Source organism: Aggregatibacter sp. HK296, assembly GCF_980469475.1.
This window is the reverse complement of record NZ_OZ413142.1, coordinates 1,066,534-1,086,731: the sequence shown is the minus strand read 5'-3', so window position 1 is coordinate 1,086,731 and position 20,198 is coordinate 1,066,534. Positions and strand designations below refer to the sequence as shown.

Here is a 20,198-nt window from a genome sequence, read left to right as displayed (position 1 = left end):
CGGCAAACTATTTCTTTCTTGCCAACATGGTCACAAACTTCATTTTATAGCGATTGCCGTTTTCATCGGTTTTGTGCAGTTCACCCATGTTTTCGTTGTATTCCAAGAATTCCCAATCTTTGTAGTATTCTTTCAATTCATTTTCACCAAAGGTGAAAGAGAAGGGTACCGGGCAAGGCACTTCCGCTGTGGACATGGCGGCCACGATTAAATTGTAACCACCCGGATTGGTGTGGTTTTGCATGTTTTCAATAATTGCCGGTACGCGGGTGCGATCGAGGAACATAAAGACCACAGTTGACAAAATAAAATCATAGTTTTCTTGAATGTTTGCATCGTTGATATTGTAAAGAGCGGTCTGAATTTTCAGATTTTCTTTTTCTTTAGTCTCGTTTAAAAATTGGAGACTGTTTTCATTGTGATCCCAAGAAGTTACATCATAGCCAAGTAAACTCAAATAGAGAGAGTTACGCCCTTGTCCACAACCTAAATCTAACACCTTACATGGTTTGATAATTTTAGCCGCATTGACCACATCGCCATGAGTCGCGGTCATATTGTATTTTTTGCTGAAGTAGTCTTCCTTGGTGCAATAAAATTCAAGGAAACATTCCAAATCATCGGAAAGGGCTTCGACACGATGCCAAAGTTGAGGTTCAACGAAAGGTGTTTCATCTTGTGGGGTGAAAATGTGTTCGCTCACAATATCGCCATTTTCCGTTAACACATAAAATTTGAGTTTGCCCTTTAAGACGGTGAGTTTTCCCCAAGTGCCGACTTTGGTGTTGTGCTTTTCTTGAAACATTTTTGGCAAGCTGTCTTTAGTCCAAACCGGCATTTTTTTGTAACAAATAAGTTCGTTTTGCATTTTTTATCTCCAAATTTTTATGCGATATAAATAGTTGAGTCTAATGGTAGGTTAATTGAGCAAAATACGCAATATTTAATTCTTTTTTTCAATGGCTAATATGTGATGACGATCACCTATTTTAGAAAGTGCGGTGGTTTTTTTAGGTGTTTTCTTGGGTGTTGAAGATTGTCGCGTAAATTTATGTATAAATGGTTATTTAAAAGAGCTCGGCGATAAGATATTTTCCGCTGCAGAGATAAAAATCACTATCATTCTTTCAAAAAATCTAATAAGATTTACATTATTTGTTAAAAATTTGTAATGTATGTTTTTTGTACAGTTTACATAGGGGTTTTGGCAAATTAAACCATTTTTAGTTATCAATTCGTTGTTTAATTGCTACCAAAAGTAGCGTTAAACGTACTTCTAACTTAACAAAATAAGGAAAAAACTATGTCAGAATTGTTAAAAAATGACGTAGATCCGATCGAGACTAACGATTGGTTGGCAGCAATTGATTCGTTAATTCGTGAGGAAGGCATTGAGCGCGCTCAGTTCATTATCGATCAAGTTATGCAACAAGCTCGCGCCGGTGGCGTTTCTTTACCTAGTGGGATCACAACCGATTATGTGAATACCATTCCAGTTTCCGAGCAACCGGCTTATCCGGGCAATTTAGAGATTGAACGTCGCATTCGTTCTTATGTTCGTTGGAATGCCGTGATGATGGTATTACGCGGACAGAAAAAAGACCTTGATTTAGGTGGCCACTTATCCACTTTCCAATCTGCGGCAACCATGTATGAAGTCGGTTTTAACCATTTCTTCAAAGCAGCAACAGAGAAAAACGGCGGTGACTTAGTCTTCTTCCAAGGCCACGCGGCGCCGGGGATGTATGCTCGAGCTTTCCTAGAAGGACGTTTAACGGAAGAGCAATTAAACAACTTCCGTCAAGAAGTGGATGGCAAAGGTTTGTCTTCTTACCCTCACCCGAAATTAATGCCTGATTTCTGGCAATTCTCAACCGTTTCTATGGGTTTAGGCCCGGTGAACGCCATTTATCAAGCCCGTTTCTTAAAATACTTACACAATCGTGGTTTGAAAGACACTGCTGATCAAAAAGTGTATGCCTTCTTAGGCGATGGCGAGATGGATGAAATTGAATCTAAAGGTGCATTAACTTTCGCCGCTCGCGAACATTTAGATAACTTAATTTTCGTCATTTCCTGTAACTTACAACGCTTAGACGGCCCGGTAAACGGTAACGGTAAAATCGTTCAAGAATTAGAAGGTTTATTCGTGGGCGCCGGTTGGGAAGTGATCAAAGTCATGTGGGGTAGTCGTTGGGATAAATTATTTGCTAAAGACACCACAGGTAAACTCACCCAATTAATGATGGAAGTGGTTGATGGTGACTACTTAACATTCAAATCTAAAGACGGTGCTTACGTACGTGAACACTTCTTCGGTCGTTACCCGGAAACCGCCGCATTAGTTGCTGATATGACTGATGATGAAATTTGGGCGTTACAACGTGGCGGTCATGATCCGCTTAAAGTGTTTGCTGCATTCAAGAAAGCACAAAATGCCGGTAAACCGGTTGTTATCTTAGTGCAATCTGTGAAAGGCTATAAAATTGCGGAAGCAGAAAGTAAAAACACCGCACACCAATCCAAAAAAATGTCTGCTGACAGTATCAAAGCTTACCGCGACTACTTCCACATTCCAGTGAAAGATGAAGATTTGGAAAGCTTGCCTTACGTCACCTTCCCAGAAGGTTCCGAAGAGTACAAATACTTACATGAACATCGTAAAGCATTGCAAGGTTATGTGCCTGCACGTCAACCGAAATTTACCGTGGACTTCAAAGTACCTGAGCTTTCAGAATTCTCTGCCTTGTTAGAAGCGCAACCACGTCCGATTTCAACCACAATGGCATTCGTTCGTTTCTTGAATACGTTATTAAAAGACAAAAATGTGGGTCAACACATTGTGCCAATCGTGGCAGACGAAGCGCGTACTTTCGGTATGGAAGGCTTATTCCGTCAAATCGGTATTTACAACCCGCATGGTCAAAATTATGTCCCATCCGACCGCGATTTAGTGGCTTACTACCGTGAGGCGAAAGATGGACAAGTATTACAAGAAGGTATCAACGAATTAGGTGCAACGTCTTCTTGGTTAGCAGCGGCAACCTCTTACTCCGTCAGTAATGTACCGATGATTCCATTCTTCATCTATTACTCTATGTTTGGTTTCCAACGTGTTGGTGACTTGATGTGGGCAGCAGGTGACCAATTGGCACGCGGTTTCATGATTGGTGGAACTTCCGGTCGTACAACATTGAATGGTGAAGGTTTACAACACGAAGATGGTCACAGCCACATTCAATCTTTAACGATTCCTAACTGTGTCTCTTATGACCCGGCATTCGCTTATGAAGTGGCGGTTATCATGCAAGACGGTATTAACCGTATGTATGGTGAAAAACAAGAAGATGTGTTCTATTACATCACCACATTAAACGAAATTTACGATCAACCAGCAATGCCTGCAGGCTCTGAAGAAGGTATTCGTAAAGGTCTTTATAAATTTGAACGCGTACAAGGAAAAGGTAAAGGCGAAGTGCAATTACTTGGTTCCGGTGCGATCTTGCGTCATGTACGTGAAGCGGCTCAAATCTTGGCTAACGACTACGGCATCAGCTCTGATGTTTATAGTGCGCCATCCTTCACTGAAGCTGCTCGCGAGGGGGCGGATGCGGTTCGTTGGAATATGTTACATCCAACCGAAACACCACGTGTGCCATACGTTGCTCAAGTGATGAACGACAAGCCTGCCGTTGCAGCAACCGACTACATGAAGCTTTTTGCTGAGCAAATCCGCGCTTATGTACCGGCTAAACATTATCATGTGTTGGGTACGGATGGTTTCGGTCGTTCCGATAGCCGTGCGAACTTGCGTGACCACTTTGAAGTAGATGCACACCACGTTGTGGTTGCCGCATTACATGTGTTGGCACAAGAAGGCACAGTTGACAAGAAAGTGGTTGCCGAAGCAATCGCAAAATACGGTATCGATCCTGAAAGATTGAATCCGTTATACGCATAAAAAATAACGAAAAAAACGACCGCACTTGATGAAAGTGCGGTTGGTTTTCCAAACGTTTAAAAGGTAAAAAGAAATGGCTAAACAAATTCAAATTCCGGATATCGGTAGTGATGAAGTGACCGTTACCGAAGTGATGGTAAAAGTTGGAGATACAATTACTGCGGATCAATCCATCATCAATGTTGAAGGTGATAAAGCATCGATGGAAGTGCCGGCACCTGAAGCAGGCGTGGTTAAAGAAGTGTTAGTGAAAGTGGGAGATAAAGTGACCACAGGCACGCCTATGTTGGTACTAGATAGCGCTGACGCAGCACCTGCACAAGCCGCTCAACCGGCCGCAGCACCTGCCGCTGCGCCGGCTAGTGCACAAGTAGTTGATGTGAATGTGCCGGATATCGGTTCTGATGAAGTCAACGTTACCGATGTTATGGTCAACGTAGGCGATCGTGTTGAAGTGGATCAATCCATTATTAACGTTGAAGGTGATAAAGCGTCTATGGAAGTGCCAGCACCTGTTGCCGGTATCGTGAAAGAAATCATTATCAAAGCGGGCGATAAAGTGTCCACTGGCACATTGATTATGCGTTTTGAAGTTGCCGGCAGTGCGTCTGCTTCAGCACCAGTGGCATCTGCGCCTGCTGCCGCGCCTGCAGTACCGGTTGCCGGTGGTGTGAAAGAGGTGAATGTCCCTGATATCGGCGGTGACGAAGTTAACGTGACTGAAATTATGGTAAAAGTGGGCGATAGCATCACCGAAGAGCAGTCATTAATTACCGTTGAAGGTGACAAAGCTTCGATGGAAGTGCCAGCACCATTTGCAGGTGTCGTTAAAGAAATTTTAGTGAAAGTGGGCGACAAAGTCTCTACCGGTTCATTAATTATGAAATTTGAAGTGGCAGGTGCTGCACCGGTTGCTGCAGCTACATCACAAGCCGCAGCACCGGCACAGGTAGCTGCGCCAGCTGCCGCACCTTCTGCGCCGGCAGCAACTGCATCTGATGCTGATGTCACTTCAGCGAAAAGTTTTGCACACGCCACACCGGTGATTCGCCGTCTTGCTCGTGAATTCGGTGTGAACTTAGATAAAGTGAAGGGTACCGGTCGTAAAGGTCGTATCTTAAAAGAAGACGTTCAAGCTTATGTAAAAGCGGCAGTGAAAGCGTTAGAAAGTGGTTCTTCAGCGGCTACTGGTACTGCAAATGGCGCAGGTTTAGGCTTGCTACCATGGCCGAAAGTTGATTTCAGCAAATTTGGTGAAATCGAAGAAGTGGAATTAAGCCGTATCAATAAGATTTCCGGTGCGAACTTACATCGTAACTGGGTTATGATTCCACACGTTACTCATTTCGATAAAGCAGATATCACCGAGTTAGAAGCTTTCCGTAAAGAACAAAATGCCTTAGCGGAAAAACAAAAACTTGGCGTGAAAATCACACCGGTTGTGTTTATTATGAAAGCGGTTGCTAAAGCATTAGAAGCGTATCCTCGTTTCAACAGTTCTATCACTGAAGATGCACAGCGCTTAATCTTGAAAAAATACATCAACATCGGCGTGGCGGTAGATACACCAAATGGTTTAGTTGTACCGGTATTCAAAGATGTGAATAAAAAAGGCATTATCGAGCTTTCCCGTGAATTGGCTGAAGTTTCTAAGAAAGCCCGTGACGGTAAATTAACGGCATCCGATATGCAAGGCGGTTGTTTCACCATCTCCAGTATTGGTGGTTTGGGTACAACTCACTTTGCGCCAATCGTGAATGCGCCGGAAGTGGCGATTTTAGGTGTATCCAAATCTTCAATGGAACCTGTATGGAACGGTAAAGATTTTGCACCGCGCTTAATTATTCCGATTTCCTTGTCATTCGACCACCGTGTTATTGACGGTGCCGACGGTGCACGCTTCATTAGCTACATCGGTTCTGTGTTGGCAGATTTACGTCGTTTAATTATGTAATTTATTGTGCCTCTCTCAAATGAGAGAGGCATTTTTAAATTTTTAGCGCTTGATTAAATGAAGTGCGGTCATAAAAAATCGCATTTTTAAGGAGACAAAATGAGTAAAGAAGTGAAAACCCAAGTGGTTGTGCTTGGCGCAGGTCCGGCAGGTTATTCCGCTGCATTCCGTTGTGCTGACTTGGGCTTAGAAACAGTCATCGTTGAACGTTATTCTACTTTGGGCGGCGTTTGTTTAAACGTAGGTTGTATTCCGTCTAAAGCGTTATTGCACGTTGCAAAAATTATTGAAGAAGCTAAACACGTTGAACATCACGGCGTTGTTTTTGCTGAACCAACGATTGATTTAGATAAAATTCGTGCCGGTAAAGAAGGCGTGGTTTCCCGCTTAACCGGTGGTTTAGCCGGTATGGCAAAAATGCGTAAAGTGCAAGTGGTACAAGGCGAAGCAAAATTTGCTGATTCCCACACTTTAGCGGTGACCGATAAAGACGGTAATGTCACTAACGTGAAATTTGATAATGCGATTATCGCAGCGGGTTCTCGTCCAATTGAATTACCATTTATTCCACACCACGATCCACGAGTTTGGGATTCTACGGATGCGCTTGCATTGCGTGAGGTACCAAAAGAATTATTAATCATGGGCGGTGGTATCATCGGTTTGGAAATGGGGACCGTTTACCAAGCGTTAGGTTCTAAAGTTGATGTGGTTGAAATGTTCGACCAAGTGATTCCTGCTGCAGACAAAGATATCGTTAAAATCTTCACTAAACGTATTGAGCAAAAATTCAATTTAATGCTTGAAACCAAAGTGACTGCCGTAGAAGCGAAAGAAGACGGCATCCATGTGTCTATGGAAGGAAAAGCAGGCAGCATCACAAAACGTTATGATGCCGTATTAGTAGCTATTGGTCGTACACCGAACGGTAAATTGCTTGATGCAGAAAAAGCAGGCGTCAACGTTGATGAACGCGGTTTCATTCGTACCGATAAACAAATGCGCACCAATGTGTCTCACATTTTTGCTATCGGTGATATCGTTGGTCAACCAATGTTAGCCCATAAAGGTGTTCACGAAGGTCACGTTGCCGCTGAAGTGATTGCAGGCAAAAAACACTATTTCGATCCGAAAGTGATTCCTTCTATTGCCTATACCGAGCCTGAAGTGGCATGGGTGGGTAAAACTGAGAAAGAATGTAAAGCGGAAGGCTTGAACTATGAAGTGGCGAACTTCCCGTGGGCGGCTTCCGGTCGTGCGATTGCCTCTGACTGTGCCGATGGTATGACGAAACTGATTTTCGATAAAGATACTCATCGCGTATTAGGTGGAGCTATTGTAGGTACCAACGCAGGTGAATTGTTAGGTGAAATCGGTTTAGCGATCGAAATGGGCTGTGATGCGGAAGACATCGCGTTGACCATCCACGCGCACCCAACCTTACACGAATCTGTCGGTTTAGCGGCCGAAGTCTTCGAAGGTTCCGTCACCGACTTACCAAATCCAAAAGCGAAGAAAAAATAATTTGCTTGATTAAACATAAAAGCCTTTCCAAACGGAAAGGCTTTTTTCTTGCTTAAATATTGCAGGATGATTTTTTATTCCAATCCATTCAACGCATTGATCAACCTGATTTCTTCAAACAAACTCAAATCTGTCGCTAAAATTGACCGCACTTTTATACGACCTTGGGCTAATAATGCCGCCCGTTGGGTGCCTTCAAGGAGGGGCGTGTCGGGAGTGAACCATTGCGTGCCTTGGCGTAAAATAAGGTTGCCGATAGTGCAATCGGTGACATGTCCGTTTTTGATGATCATGATTTCATCGCAATCGCCTTTTTGCGCGAGTAATTCGTTTAATAAAGTGCGGTCAGCGTATTTCAAGCCGTAGTCAATGTGGTCGCAGACAACCGGTTTAAAGGTGCGACAATGTTTACGCTGGTAAGGAAAATAACGGCATTCAATTTGCTCCGCATTGTAATCGATTCGGCAACGAATCAGCGGTTCGACAGCCAGTTCGAGAGGTACACGAATATGTTCGGCAAGCTGAAAAATGCGAGGAAAAACGACCGCACTTTGCTTGCCATAAAACGCCTGTAAACTGCGTTCGTAGCGTTGTTGATGGAGTGCGATGTTGCGGATCTTGCCTTGTTCGATGGCAAGAGTTTCAAATAAAGGAAATTCCATGATTAAGCCCTCTGTAACGGCACATACACTTTTTGAATCAATTCTTGATATTCTTCCTGTGCGTCACTTTGAATGGTAATGCCACCGCCACTGCGGAAAACAAATCCTTTTTCTGTGTTTTCAATAAAACGAATTGCCACCGCACTTTGTAATTTTTCCCCATCAAAAATACCGAATATACCGGTGTAATAGCCGCGAGGTTGTTGTTCGGCCTGTTGAATAATTTGTACGGTTTTTTCTTTTGGGGCGCCACTGATAGAACCGGCGGGTAACAGTTTGGCAAGAAGAGAACCGATTTCTTTCTGCCAGTTTTCCGCCAATTCACCACGAATTTCAGAACTGGTTTGCAAAATAGCACCACGTTCGGTTTGGATTTCTTCCACATAACGAAAACGCGTTACGTGAATATTTTTTGCCACGGTGGCTAAGTCATTGCGCATTAAATCCACGATGGTGTAATGTTCTCGCTGTTCTTTCTGATTGTTGAGCAAGGTGGCTTGGGCATGGGGCAGCGTCGCATCAATGGTGCCTTTCATCGGATAAGTGAAAATCTGGTTGTCGTATAAATTGACAAAACATTCCGGTGAAAAACACACAAATTGATCTTTGAACAACAATTTGTACTTTGCTTGACTCTGTTGGAACAGTTGGCGCAGTGAATAATGGGTTTCAATCGGTGTCGGGTAGGTCAGATTTAGCAAATAGGAATTGCCGAAGCGCTGTTCCTGTTGTACTAAATCAAACCCCTTTTGATATGCGGCAAAATTCATAGGTTGTTTATGTAAATAAAAAGGTGGCATTGGCGATGTTTTATGCGGCAAATTTTCCAGCCAATTCACGTTGGTATAGTCTGGAAATTGGACGAAAATCCCTTGTTCAGTCATTTCATTTAACGAACACAATATCGGTTTTTGTTGCTCAAAATCGATTAAAAAGAAGAAGGGCGTTTTCGCTTCGCCAAATCGGTTTGCTTGTTGAATAAAATCTTGCCACATAACATTATCTCGTGAAAAATCGGCGAAAATTTTAGCTTAAATCGCCATAAAATTATATACTTCACCGCCTACTTAGCCCTCAGAGAAAGAGTTTATGTCGCTACTGATCATCAATAATCACGATTCTTTTACGTTCAACTTAGTGGATCTCATCCGTGGTTTGGATGTGCCATTTCAAGTGGTCAATGTGGAAGAACTAGATTTAGATGCCGTGGACGATTTTTCTCATTTATTGATTTCTCCCGGCCCGGATGTGCCGCGCGCTTATCCGCAATTATTTGACTTGCTAGCACGTTATCAGCACAGTAAATCCATTTTGGGCGTGTGTTTAGGGCATCAAATGCTATGCGAATTTTTTGGCGCAGAATTACATAATCTTCCGTTCCCACGTCATGGGCAAGCCAAGCAGTTGCAGTGTGTGGAGGAATCCCTTCTCTTTAAAGATATGCCGCAGGCTTTTCAAATTGGCTTATATCATTCTTGGGCGGTAAGTGAGCAGAATTTTCCAAGCGCATTACAAATCACTGCCCGTTGTGATGACAACATCATTATGGCCATGCAGCATAAAACGTTGCCGATTTACGGGGTGCAATTTCATCCGGAATCCTATATTTCGGAATATGGTGAGCAAATTTTGCGAAATTGGTTGCTGGACTCTTAAGAATCGCCATCAAAGTGTGGTGCTTTTTTGCTGCATTTTTTAGATCGAGATCACACAAATCACAAAAATCCTTGCTCTCCCTTGTTTTTGCGCAAGGGCTTCTTTAAGGTTAGACGCTATATTCAAATATTGTGAAACTAAAGGAGTTTTTGATGAATATTGTTTTTCTCGATCGTGCCAGTATTCCCGCAAGCCATGATATTCCACGCCCAAGCTTTCCACACTCTTGGACGGAATATGACCGCACATTGCCGGAGGAAACCTTTGAACGCACCAAAGACGCCGATATTGTGGTGACCAACAAAGTGGTGTTTGACCGAGAATTATTAAGCCGATTACCGAAATTAAAACTCATCGCAATTACTGCCACCGGTACCAACAACATTGATTTAGACGCTGCGAAAGACCTCGGTATTGCCGTAAAAAATGTGCCCGGTTATTCCAGTGTGGCCGTGCCGGAGCATGTCTTGGGCATGATTTTCTCATTAAAACACAGTCTTATTGGGTATCATCGCGATCAAGTGACCTCCGATCGTTGGGCGACTTGCGGACAGTTCTGCTACACCGATTATCCGATAACAGATGTGCGTGGCGCCACGTTAGGGGTATTTGGGAAAGGTTGCTTAGGCACAGAAGTGGGGCGTTTGGCGCAATTATTGGGCATGAACGTGTTGTATGCGGAACACAAAGGTGCAAGCCACATTCGTGAGGGGTACACAGAGTTTGAAACCGTATTGAAACAAGCGGATATTGTTACGCTGCATTGCCCGTTAACCGATACCACCAAAAATTTAATCAATGCGGAAACGTTGGCATTAATGAAACCGACGGCTTATCTCATCAATACCGGGCGAGGCCTATTGGTGGATGAAGCAGCATTGTTAGAGGCGCTAGAAAACGGCAAAATTGCCGGGGCAGCCTTGGATGTATTGGTTAAAGAACCACCGGAAAAGGACAACCCATTAATTCAAGCGGCAAAACGCTTACCTAATTTGTTAATCACACCGCATATTGCGTGGGCGAGTGATTCGGCAGTGACCACCTTAGTGAATAAAGTCGCACAAAATATCGAAGATTTTGTGATGCACGGTAAGTAATTCTTATTTCCTGTGGTATGATGTGGCGCCTAAAAAAGAGCGCCATTTTTGATGGCAAATCACATTTTCTAACTTAAAGAAACCTAACCATGAAAAAAAATCTTATCACAACTGCAATGTTATTTGCGCTTCCAACGATCGCCTTCGCCGGTGAAAACACAAAAACCGAATTAGATCCTGTTGTCGTTTATTCTGCGTATGCCACACCGGTGAACCAAGATCAAACCGCTTCCTCTGTTACGGTTCTCACTGAAAAAGATTTTGCCGAGCGCAACGCCACTTATGTGAGCGATGTGTTGAAAACCGTGCCAAGCCTTGCCGTAAGCGCTTCAGGCGGTCGTGGTACATTAACTAATGTGTTTTTACGTGGTGCGGATGCAAACCACACTGCCGTGATTATTGATGGTGTAAAAGCCAATCCGGTTTCCGGCTACGGTTTTGATTTCGGTGGATTAGCTTTAAGCAATATCGATCGCATCGAAGTCTTACGCGGTGAGCAATCCGCACTTTGGGGAAGTGATGCGATGGGTGGTGTGATTTATATCACCACCAAAAAAGGCCTCGAAAAAGGCAAAACCTTCAATGTTGACTATGATTTCGGCACAGGATCTCACCGCACTGTTGATGGTTCATTAACCCTTTCCGGTTCAAATAACAATTTTTATTATGCTTTACACGGCGACAGCCACCACACCAAAGGCATTTCAGCACTCAGCAAAGACCGTTTTAACTACACGGCACAAGATGGCACAGCGGTCAGTACCGGTGGAGCAAGTGAGCGTGATAAATTCCACCGTGATAATGCCTCTCTTCGTTTTGGCTATGACGATAACCAAAAAGGCTTTGATTTCTTAACCTCTCATAGCAGTCAAACAGCTAACTTTGATAACAGTGCAACAGATGAAAAAGGTCATTACACTCGTACACGTGATACCTTATTTAAATTAAGTGGTTTCTTAGGTAATGGCGATGAATTACTTAAACATAAAGTTGGCGTAAGCCATATCAAAACCGACAGCGATACGGTTGGCTATGCCTCAGCTTACGATGCGAAAAAACTCAATGCGAACTATCAATTAGATGTGAATTTTGATCGTGAAGGCTCCATCACGCAAGGTTTAAGTTTCTTAACAGACTATCAAAAAACAGATTTTAACTCGTCTTATTTCAATAATGCGGGTAATAAAAAGCTTATTGAGAAAAGCGTCGCGGCAGAATATCGCCTATTACACGATGCGGATCATAGTTTGAATATGAGTGGTCGTTACACTGATAGCTCTGAATACGAAAATTCATGGACAGGTCGTATTGCCGGGGCTTATCGCTTACATAACAATATGAAAGCACACGCAAGCATTGGTTCAGCAATTCAAAATCCGACAATTACGGAATATTACGGCTATAACGCACGCTATATCGGCAACCCAAATTTACAACCTGAGAAAAGTTTAGGGGGCGATATTGGTTTCTTATTTGAAACAGATGATCACCGCCATAGCGTTGATATCACTTATTTCACGCGTAACGTGAAAAATGCGATTAGTAGCGAAGTGATTAATTCCGTCACCTATGCAAGCCGTGCCGTCAATCTTGATGGGAAGAGCAAGGTTAAAGGTCTTGAAGTGGCTTACAATGGTAAAATCACAGATGTATTAACCGCTTATGCGAACTATACATATACCCAAACCCGAGACAGCAAAGGGATTGAATTGGCACGCCGTCCGAAACATTTAGCCAACACAGGCTTAGCCTATCAGATTACTGAAAAATTGGGCGCAGATGTGAATTTGTCTTACACCGGCAAACGCATGGATACCTACTATTCACCAAGCTACAGTACACATAAAGTGAAATTGCCATCTTACACCTTGGCAAACGTAGGCGTGAACTACAAAGTGGCGGAGAGTTTGACGGTTTACGCAAACCTCAACAACGTATTCAATAAAAAATACGAAAACGTCCTTGGCTATGGTCAAGACGGACGTCATGTTTATGTTGGCTTGAGAGGATCGTTCTAATCGTAAGGCGGGCTTTGATCTGCCGAATTTTTTAATCATGGCGGGCTGAAAACCCGCCTTCGTTATATGAAAAAAACATCTGTTATTTTCACCGCACTTTTTCTTTCCTTTTCTGCATACGCTGAGGAATTTGTGTCGCTCACCTTGTGCAGCGATCGACTGCTTGCGGAAATTGCCCGTCCGGAACAAATCGCGGCAATGTCGCCTTACTCTCAAAATCCGCGCATGATGTTGGATAAAATTAATCGGGACAAACCTATCCTTGAACCGCAACTTACCGCATTGTTGCCTTATTTGGATAAAACCCTGTTGATTAATGAAACCTTTTATCCGCAATTGGTTTCCGATTTAAAGCGCCTTGGCGTAAAAATTGTGCCGATTAATGACAGCCCACAAACCGCCGAAGAATTATTTGAACTCCTGTTGCAACTCGGGAAAATCACCGGTAATGAAGCCCATGCGGAACAGTTGGTGGCAAAATTAAAATTTCAAAAGACCAAACTGAATGTGTCCTTGACCGATACGTTAATGTTATCGGAGACCGGCGTAGTGGAACCCATTTTCCCGCAATATAACGTGCTATTAGCATTGCTTGGTTTAACGCCGTTAAAATACCCATTGACCCCACAAAATTTTTCATTAGAAAAAGTGTTGCTTGCCCAACCCAACGGGTTAATCGAAATCACTGACCAACAAAGCTATAACGAACAGGCGGAATTGCTTGACCATCCGCTGTTAAAAAAATACTTTGAAAATCGACCGCACTTTCGCATTCCGATGAAATATACTTATTGCTTTGATCATGGCGTGTGGCAGGGGGCGGAGATGATTTATAATCAAAGTATTCACAGTCAGAAACTTATGAAAAAATTATCGTAGGGACAGACTTTATGTCTGTCCGATGGCATAACAAATATTGATAGAACAGAGATAAGTTTATTTCTACAAAAGCAAGAGAAAATAAAAGGTCAACATGATTCAGTCATCTTATCGCCGCCGTGAACATTTACGATTACCATTTTTCGATTATTCTCAATACGGTTGTTATTTTGTTACGATTTGCACTAAAAATCGTCAGTGTGTATTTGGCGAAATTATTGATGGTGTAATGCAATTAAATGTATTTGGTGAAATATTAAAAGAAATTTTATTAAGTCTAACGAAGTATTATCCGAATAGTATTCTTACGGATTTTGTCATTATGCCAAACCATTTACATTTTATTTGGTTTAATCAAGATAATGTGCAGTTATCAGAAATTGTCAAAAAATTTAAAGGAAATGTAACAAAGCAGTACCATAGTTTTATGATTTCTCAAAATAAAGATTATGAACGAATTGCTACATACATTGAAAATAATCCTTTGCAGTGGGAATTAGATCGATTTTATAACTCGTAGGAGTTTATCCCTGTCTGATATTACTCATAATATTTATAGGACAGACATAAAGTCTGTCCCTACGGAATAATAATGAAGAATCCAAAACGTCTAAACGCAATACTTTTTTCATTCTTGCTGTTGATAACAGGCATCGCCCTTTATCATCAACTTGGCGATTTTGCGCATCTTAAAAATGCGGATGGGGTGCTCACTGATATGCGTTCTCTCGTGCTGTGGGATATCCGTATACCGCGTATTGGTTTGGCGATTTTAACCGGTGCCAGTCTTGCCCTTGCGGGCAATGCCATGCAGGGTATTTTTCAAAATCCATTGGCAAGTCCCGGTTTGCTCGGCAGTAGCGCCGGGGCAACTGCTGCCAGTGTGCTTATTCTTTACTATTTTTCTGTGCCATTTACGGTATTGCTATTTGGCGGTGTTGCAGGGGCATTAGCGAGTTTTTTATTGGTGTATGCCATTGCCAAAAATCATGGCACGACCATGATGCTCCTTGGTGGTTTGGCGGTGAATATGTTGCTTGGCGCCGCCATTGCGTTGTTGTTATCTAATGCCGAAAGCCCTTGGGCATTGGCGGAGCTTTACCGTTGGTTGCAAGGCTCATTGATGTGGGCGAAGCTTGACACTTTGGTGATTTCACTGCTGATCGTTCTGTTTGGTTTAGTTTGTTTATACCGAGAACGTCGTTATGTGGATTTACTCAGTTTCGGTGAAGAGACCGCCGGCACCATGGGAATCGATCCGAAACGCAGTTTTTTTATCACCACCTTTGGCGTTGCTTTACTTGTTGGCGCAACGATTCCACAAACGGGCTCTATTGGTTTTATCGGGTTAATTGCACCGCACTTCGCACGCATCCTACTGAAAAAACGCCCATCACAACTTTACATAACCAGTGCCTTATTTGGGGCTTTATTGCTGTTAATTGCAGATCTTTGTGTGCAATATGTGCCATTTTTCTCTCACATTTACATCGGCACGCTTACGGCAATTATCGGCGCCCCGTGTTTAATTTGGATTTTATTGACAGAACAACGGCGATTGGCAAGGTAACTTTATGATTAAAATCGAGAATCTCTCCCAACCTTACGGCTTAAAAGACATTAACTGTACTATTTCAAAGGGCAAATTGGTCGGCATTATGGGTGCTAACGGTGCGGGTAAATCGACGTTGCTGAAAACCATCGCCGGTATTTTGCCTATCAAAAGCGGTGAAATTTGGTTCGATGACAACAGATTAACCACCATGAGCGCCGCACAAAAAAGCCAACAATTAGCTTACCTTGCACAAAACACGGAAATTCACTGGGATTTATCTGTGTATGATGTTATCGCGTTGGGGTTACCGAATCCGCTTAATCGAGCCAAAGAACAAGAAAAAGTGCGGTCGATTTCAGAAACATTTTCCGTTTCACATTTATTAGAAAAATCCTTTCGCCAACTTTCCGGCGGCGAAAAAGCTCGTGTACAACTTGCCCGTTGTTGTATTAAAAATGCGCCTTTATTGCTCGCTGACGAACCGATTGCCGCCCTCGATCCGTTTTATCAAATCGATATTATGGAACAATTGAAATCTCTTACGCCCAGCCACACCTGCGTGGTTGCAATCCACCACCTTTCTTTAGCCTATAAATTCTGCGACGAAGTAATTTTATTGAATCAAGGACAAATCATCGCCAACGGCGAAACAACAAACGTATTAACCGCCGAGAATTTGGCAAACGCATTTAGTATTCGGGCAGAAATTGATGAAGCGAAAAAAGAGATTATGGGGATTGAGAAGTTAAGTAATGAGTTATATAAAACGGATTATGCGTAATATGCTCTAACTGTAAATTATCATTATTGTTTTAATAATGTTAATAAATTCAATGGGCAATGTGATCCTTATCACGAATCCAAGATTCTTCCGCTTATTTAATTGACACCCAATTCCTGCAAGTTTATTAATACATCAATAAATTCAAATAAGCCAAGCAGGAAGGATGTCAACATGGCAAAGTTAGAAATTAAAAATATTACAAAAAAATTTGGCGATTTTTACGCGGCGAATAATATTACTTTTACCGCCGAGGAAGGGGAGTTTGTCACCTTATTGGGACCTAGTGGCTGTGGTAAAACCTCGTTGTTGAAGCTCATTGCTGGTTTCCATGTGCCGGATGAAGGTGAAATTCTGATCGGAGGAAAAAATGTTAATGATGTTCCGCCGGAAAAACGTAATACTGCCATGTGCTTCCAATCTTATGCCCTTTTCCCTCATCTCAACGTTTCTCACAATATTTGTTATGGTTTAAAGCAACGTTCAATCGATATAGAAAAACAAAAGCAACGTTTAAACCTCGCCTTGAAACAAATGGATTTAGAGTTTCATAAACTAAAATTACCAAGCGAGCTTTCTGGTGGACAACAACAACGTGTTGCATTGGCTCGTGCTATGGTAACCCGCCCTGATGTAATTTTATTTGATGAGCCGCTTTCAAATTTAGACGCCAAATTGCGCGAAAGTGTACGTTTTGAAATTAAGCAACTTTCCAAGCAATACAATTTAACCAGTATTTATGTGACTCACGATCAGGCGGAAGCCTTAACCATGTCTGATAAAATTATCGTGCTAAATAAAGGGGCGATTGAGCAAATCGGTTCTCCGCAAGATATTTATCATCACCCAAAAAATCGCTTTGTGGCCGATTTTATCGGTATCGCGAATATCACAGAAGCTAATGTAAAAAATATCAGTGAGAACCTGTATGCGGTCAGTTCTATTTTTGGTGATTTCACCGTGTTTTCTGAGAAAAAGCCGGAATCGGAACGGATTTATATTTGCTTCCGACCGGAAGACATTGAATTGTTACCAAACGCCCAAACGGAAGTGGAAAATCAAATCACCGTGGATATTGTCAACACCGCGTTTATGGGCAATATCACGGAAGTGCAAGGTGTTATTAAACGTAATGATGAAGAGAAAAAATTACGTTTGCAACTGACGAAATGCCCAAGTTTAAGCGATAAACTTACTTTTACGATTCCTCGTAATGCGATTACATTCTTGGAGTCCGTAAAATGAAAAATCTGAAAAATGATCTGAAAGCATGGCTCTTGTTGTGTAGTGGCTTAGGTACGATCCTATTTTTAATGGGGTCTACATTCTACATTGTAGTTTCGCAGAGCCTCGGTTTATACAGCATGAGTGGTGAAGAAAGCCAATTTAGTCTGGAATATTGGAAAGCGGTATTAAATAGCCCTGTATTTCAAAATTCGTATATTTATTCCGTAAAAGTGTCCCTATTAGGCGCGATTTTATCCATCATCGTGGCTTATCCTATTGCTATGTGGTTGCGTAAAAAATTACCTGCCAAGGTAACGATCATCACCATCTTACGGGCGCCTATGTTGGTACCGGGTTTGGTTGCAGCCTTTTTGTTTGTCAATATGATTTCTTATCACGGCATTCTTAATGAAGTATTCGTTTATTTAGGCATTTGGAACGAACCCAAAACCCTACAAAATGACGAGTTTGGCTGGGGGGTAGTGATTTTACAAATGTGGAAAAACATTCCTTTTGCTTTAATTCTTATTGGTGGCGCGGTCAATTCGTTGAAAACAGATTTATTAGATGCTGCTGCGAATTTAGGTTCGAGCCCTTGGCAACGTTTTCGTTATGTGATCTTTCCGCTGACCTTAGGTGCGGTGCAAGTTTCCTTTATTTTGATCTTTATCGGCGCATTGGGCGATTTTGCCTTTTATAGCATCGCCGGTCCGCGTAGCACTTATTCTTTGGCGCGTTTAATGCAAATGTCCGCCTATGAATTTGAAGAGTGGAATCAAAGTGCGGTCATGGCGTTAACCATTATGCTGACCTCTGCCTTTTTCACCATTTTAGTGTCATTACTGATTAAACCATTAGCTGTCAAACGTGGAGAAGTAAAATGAGCAGTTCCGCACAAATCACAACGAAAAATGGTCGATTAATCGCACGTATTTCTTTAACTTTCTTTATTTTTGCCAATTTTATTTGGTTGTTTTTACCATTTTTAATGGCGGGGCTTTGGTCATTAGTGGATCCGGCAAAGCCTTGGAGTTATCCGGATATTTTCCCTCAATCATTATCTTTTGAACGTTGGAAAATTGTATGGGAAACCACGTCTTTACCGGAGGCCATGTTTAACAGTTATACCATTGCGCCTACAGTTTCTCTGATCACGATTTTACTTTCTCTGCCAACCGCCTATGCTTTTGGGCGTATGGAATTTAGAGGTAAAAAATTAGCGGAATTATTAACACTGATTCCGTTGGTTATTCCCGGTATGATTATTGCGTTGTTTTTCAGCCGTATGTTATTGGATTTAAATATTAATAATCCGTTTATTGGTATTGTTATTGGACACGTCGTACTTACCTTACCTTACGCTATTCGGATTTTGTCCGCTGGTTTTTCTTCCGTACCACAAGACCTCATTGATGCCAGTCGTGATTTGGGCGCATCTAAGTTTACAGTATTCAAAGATGTATATATGCCGATGTTAAAACCAAGTTTTTTGGCATCGATTATTTTCTGTTTGGTGAAAAGTATCGAAGAATTTGCTATTGCTTTTGTTATCGGTTCACCAGATTTCATCACCGTACCAACGATTTTGTATTCCTTCCTCGGTTATTCTTTCATTCGTCCGAATGCGGCCGTGGTGTCTATTATCTTGTTGGTGCCGAATATCATTTTAATGATGATTATCGAAAAATTACTGAAAGGGAATTATCTCTCTCAATCCACAGGAAAAGCATAATTTTAATAAGGAGAATCTTATGCAAAAAAATATCCGTAAATTTGTTTCTATCAGTCTTACCGCAGCAGCTTTAGCTGTAAGTACGCTTGCCTCTGCGGCTACAGATTTAACTGGTAAATCTTGGAGTGAAATTGAAGATTTGGCAAAAAAAGAGGGGAAAGTCACCATAAGTGTATGGTATTTACAACCTCAATTCCGTAATTTTGTCAAAGCGTTTGAAAGCCAGTACGGCATTAAAGTTAAAGTGCCGGAAGGGACACTAGACGGCAATATTAATAAATTAATTGCTGAGAAAAACTTGGAAACCGGCAAAATGGACGTTATCGTACTTAATGCGGACCGACTAGGTAACGTGGCGAAAAATGATATTCTTGTCAAACTCAACAATTTGCCGAATTTCGACAAACTCAACCATCATTTGCAAGGTGTAGAATTAGGTGATGTAGCAGTAGGTTATTGGGGAAATCAAACGGGTTTGGCATATGATCCGCTGCGAATTAAAGAAGAGGAGTTACCTCAGTCTTGGGCTGATATGGAAAGTTATATTGATAAAAATCCGAAAAAATTTGGTTATTCTGATCCGAATGGTGGTAGCTCCGGTAATGCATTTATTCAACGTGCCTTAGTCTATATTAATGGCGACTATGATTATCGCACCGATAAAATTGATGAGGCACAAATTGCTAACTGGAAAAAAACTTGGGATTGGTTTAGTAGTAAAAAAGATGCGTTAATCCGTACCGCCTCCAATGCAGACAGTCTAACCCGCTTAAATGACGGTGAGTTGGTGATTGTTTCTGCATGGCAAGATCACTTATTCAGTTTGCAAAAACAAGGTGCGATTACTGACCGCTTAAAATTCTATGTACCAAAATTTGGTATGCCAGGAGGTGGTAATGTGGTGACTGTGGCGAAAAATTCGCCAAATCCAGCAGCATCACTTGTTTTTGTTCATTGGATTACGTCACCTGAAGTACAGCAAAAATTAAGTGAAGAATTTGGTGTACGCCCACTAGATAGTCAATCTGGCTTGAAAGATACTATTTTCTTCTCAACGCCATGGCGTAAAGCGGAGATGGAATCTTTCACAAAAGAGGTGATTTCGCGTTAAGTTGATGAAAATATGATATGAAATATTGGCTCGCGTTTTTT

17 protein-coding genes are annotated in these 20,198 nt (G+C 42.0%); 14 read left to right on the top strand and 3 right to left on the bottom strand.

Translation table 11 applies throughout. The annotated features are described in order from the left end of the window. Positions 1–7: 7 nt before the first annotated feature. Complete coding sequence (gene tehB / locus AC30SH_RS05110; RefSeq protein WP_212510650.1) at positions 8–868, bottom strand: SAM-dependent methyltransferase TehB; 861 nt, start codon at positions 866–868, stop codon at positions 8–10. Positions 869–1,303: 435 nt separating this feature from the next. Here tehB and aceE point away from each other — a divergent pair, with 435 nt between their 5' ends. From aceE to lpdA, 3 genes are all read left to right on the top strand, one after another. Continuing rightward, the gene (aceE, locus tag AC30SH_RS05105) at positions 1,304–3,961 is read left to right on the top strand and encodes a pyruvate dehydrogenase (acetyl-transferring), homodimeric type (protein WP_109127883.1); all 2,658 of its coding nucleotides are present in this window, start codon (positions 1,304–1,306) and stop codon (positions 3,959–3,961) included. 73 nt (positions 3,962–4,034) lie between these two features. Next, positions 4,035–5,915, top strand: coding sequence for a pyruvate dehydrogenase complex dihydrolipoyllysine-residue acetyltransferase (gene aceF / locus AC30SH_RS05100; RefSeq protein ID WP_489582226.1), 1,881 nt, complete (start codon positions 4,035–4,037; stop codon positions 5,913–5,915). A 99-nt stretch (positions 5,916–6,014) separates the two neighbouring features. Next, positions 6,015–7,439 carry a dihydrolipoyl dehydrogenase gene (gene lpdA / locus AC30SH_RS05095; protein WP_006717897.1) on the top strand — a complete coding sequence of 475 codons (1,425 nt, stop codon included), beginning with the start codon at positions 6,015–6,017 and terminating at the stop codon, positions 7,437–7,439. 74 nt (positions 7,440–7,513) lie between these two features. Here the strand turns inward: lpdA and AC30SH_RS05090 are convergent, their stop codons facing one another. Further along, positions 7,514–8,101, bottom strand: coding sequence for an aminotransferase class IV family protein (locus AC30SH_RS05090; RefSeq protein WP_314885759.1), 588 nt, complete (start codon positions 8,099–8,101; stop codon positions 7,514–7,516). Between the two features lie 2 nt (positions 8,102–8,103). Next, the gene (locus tag AC30SH_RS05085) at positions 8,104–9,096 is read right to left on the bottom strand and encodes an aminodeoxychorismate synthase component I (RefSeq protein ID WP_314885756.1); all 993 of its coding nucleotides are present in this window, start codon (positions 9,094–9,096) and stop codon (positions 8,104–8,106) included. A gap of 94 nt (positions 9,097–9,190) precedes the next feature. On the opposite strand from AC30SH_RS05085, the gene AC30SH_RS05080 reads away from it, so the two are divergent. The 11 genes from AC30SH_RS05080 (at position 9,191) to AC30SH_RS05030 (ending at position 20,157) form a co-directional block, all read left to right on the top strand. After that, positions 9,191–9,757: an anthranilate synthase component II gene (locus tag AC30SH_RS05080; RefSeq protein WP_314885755.1), complete on the top strand. Its 567-nt coding sequence runs from the start codon at positions 9,191–9,193 to the stop codon at positions 9,755–9,757. A 152-nt stretch (positions 9,758–9,909) separates the two neighbouring features. After that, a complete protein-coding gene (locus tag AC30SH_RS05075; protein WP_314885754.1) occupies positions 9,910–10,854 on the top strand; it encodes a 2-hydroxyacid dehydrogenase in 945 nt (314 codons plus the stop codon). Positions 10,855–10,943: 89 nt separating this feature from the next. After that, positions 10,944–12,872, top strand: a complete 1,929-nt coding sequence (locus AC30SH_RS05070) for a TonB-dependent receptor plug domain-containing protein (RefSeq protein WP_212510656.1) — start codon at positions 10,944–10,946, stop codon at positions 12,870–12,872. A 66-nt stretch (positions 12,873–12,938) separates the two neighbouring features. Continuing rightward, entirely contained in the window at positions 12,939–13,751 is an 813-nt protein-coding gene (locus AC30SH_RS05065; protein ID WP_212510657.1) for a substrate-binding domain-containing protein, read from the top strand. 94 nt (positions 13,752–13,845) lie between these two features. Continuing rightward, positions 13,846–14,271 (top strand): transposase, encoded by a 426-nt coding sequence (locus tag AC30SH_RS05060; protein ID WP_212510658.1) that lies wholly within the window; start codon positions 13,846–13,848, stop codon positions 14,269–14,271. 72 nt (positions 14,272–14,343) lie between these two features. Beyond that, positions 14,344–15,321 carry a FecCD family ABC transporter permease gene (locus tag AC30SH_RS05055; protein WP_314885752.1) on the top strand — a complete coding sequence of 326 codons (978 nt, stop codon included), beginning with the start codon at positions 14,344–14,346 and terminating at the stop codon, positions 15,319–15,321. Positions 15,322–15,325: 4 nt separating this feature from the next. Continuing rightward, the gene (locus tag AC30SH_RS05050) at positions 15,326–16,087 is read left to right on the top strand and encodes an ABC transporter ATP-binding protein (protein WP_212510660.1); all 762 of its coding nucleotides are present in this window, start codon (positions 15,326–15,328) and stop codon (positions 16,085–16,087) included. 174 nt (positions 16,088–16,261) lie between these two features. Continuing rightward, positions 16,262–17,332, top strand: a complete 1,071-nt coding sequence (locus tag AC30SH_RS05045; protein ID WP_212510661.1) for an ABC transporter ATP-binding protein — start codon at positions 16,262–16,264, stop codon at positions 17,330–17,332. Next, the gene (locus AC30SH_RS05040; protein ID WP_109860367.1) at positions 17,329–18,198 is read left to right on the top strand and encodes an ABC transporter permease; all 870 of its coding nucleotides are present in this window, start codon (positions 17,329–17,331) and stop codon (positions 18,196–18,198) included. The genes AC30SH_RS05045 and AC30SH_RS05040 overlap by 4 nt, the downstream gene beginning before the upstream one ends. After that, on the top strand, positions 18,195–19,046 hold the full coding sequence (locus AC30SH_RS05035; protein ID WP_109127896.1) for an ABC transporter permease: 852 nt from the start codon (positions 18,195–18,197) through the stop codon (positions 19,044–19,046). Before AC30SH_RS05040 ends, AC30SH_RS05035 begins: the two co-directional genes overlap by 4 nt. 19 nt (positions 19,047–19,065) lie before the next feature. Then, on the top strand, positions 19,066–20,157 hold the full coding sequence (locus AC30SH_RS05030; RefSeq protein ID WP_212510662.1) for an extracellular solute-binding protein: 1,092 nt from the start codon (positions 19,066–19,068) through the stop codon (positions 20,155–20,157). Positions 20,158–20,198 lie beyond the last annotated feature (41 nt).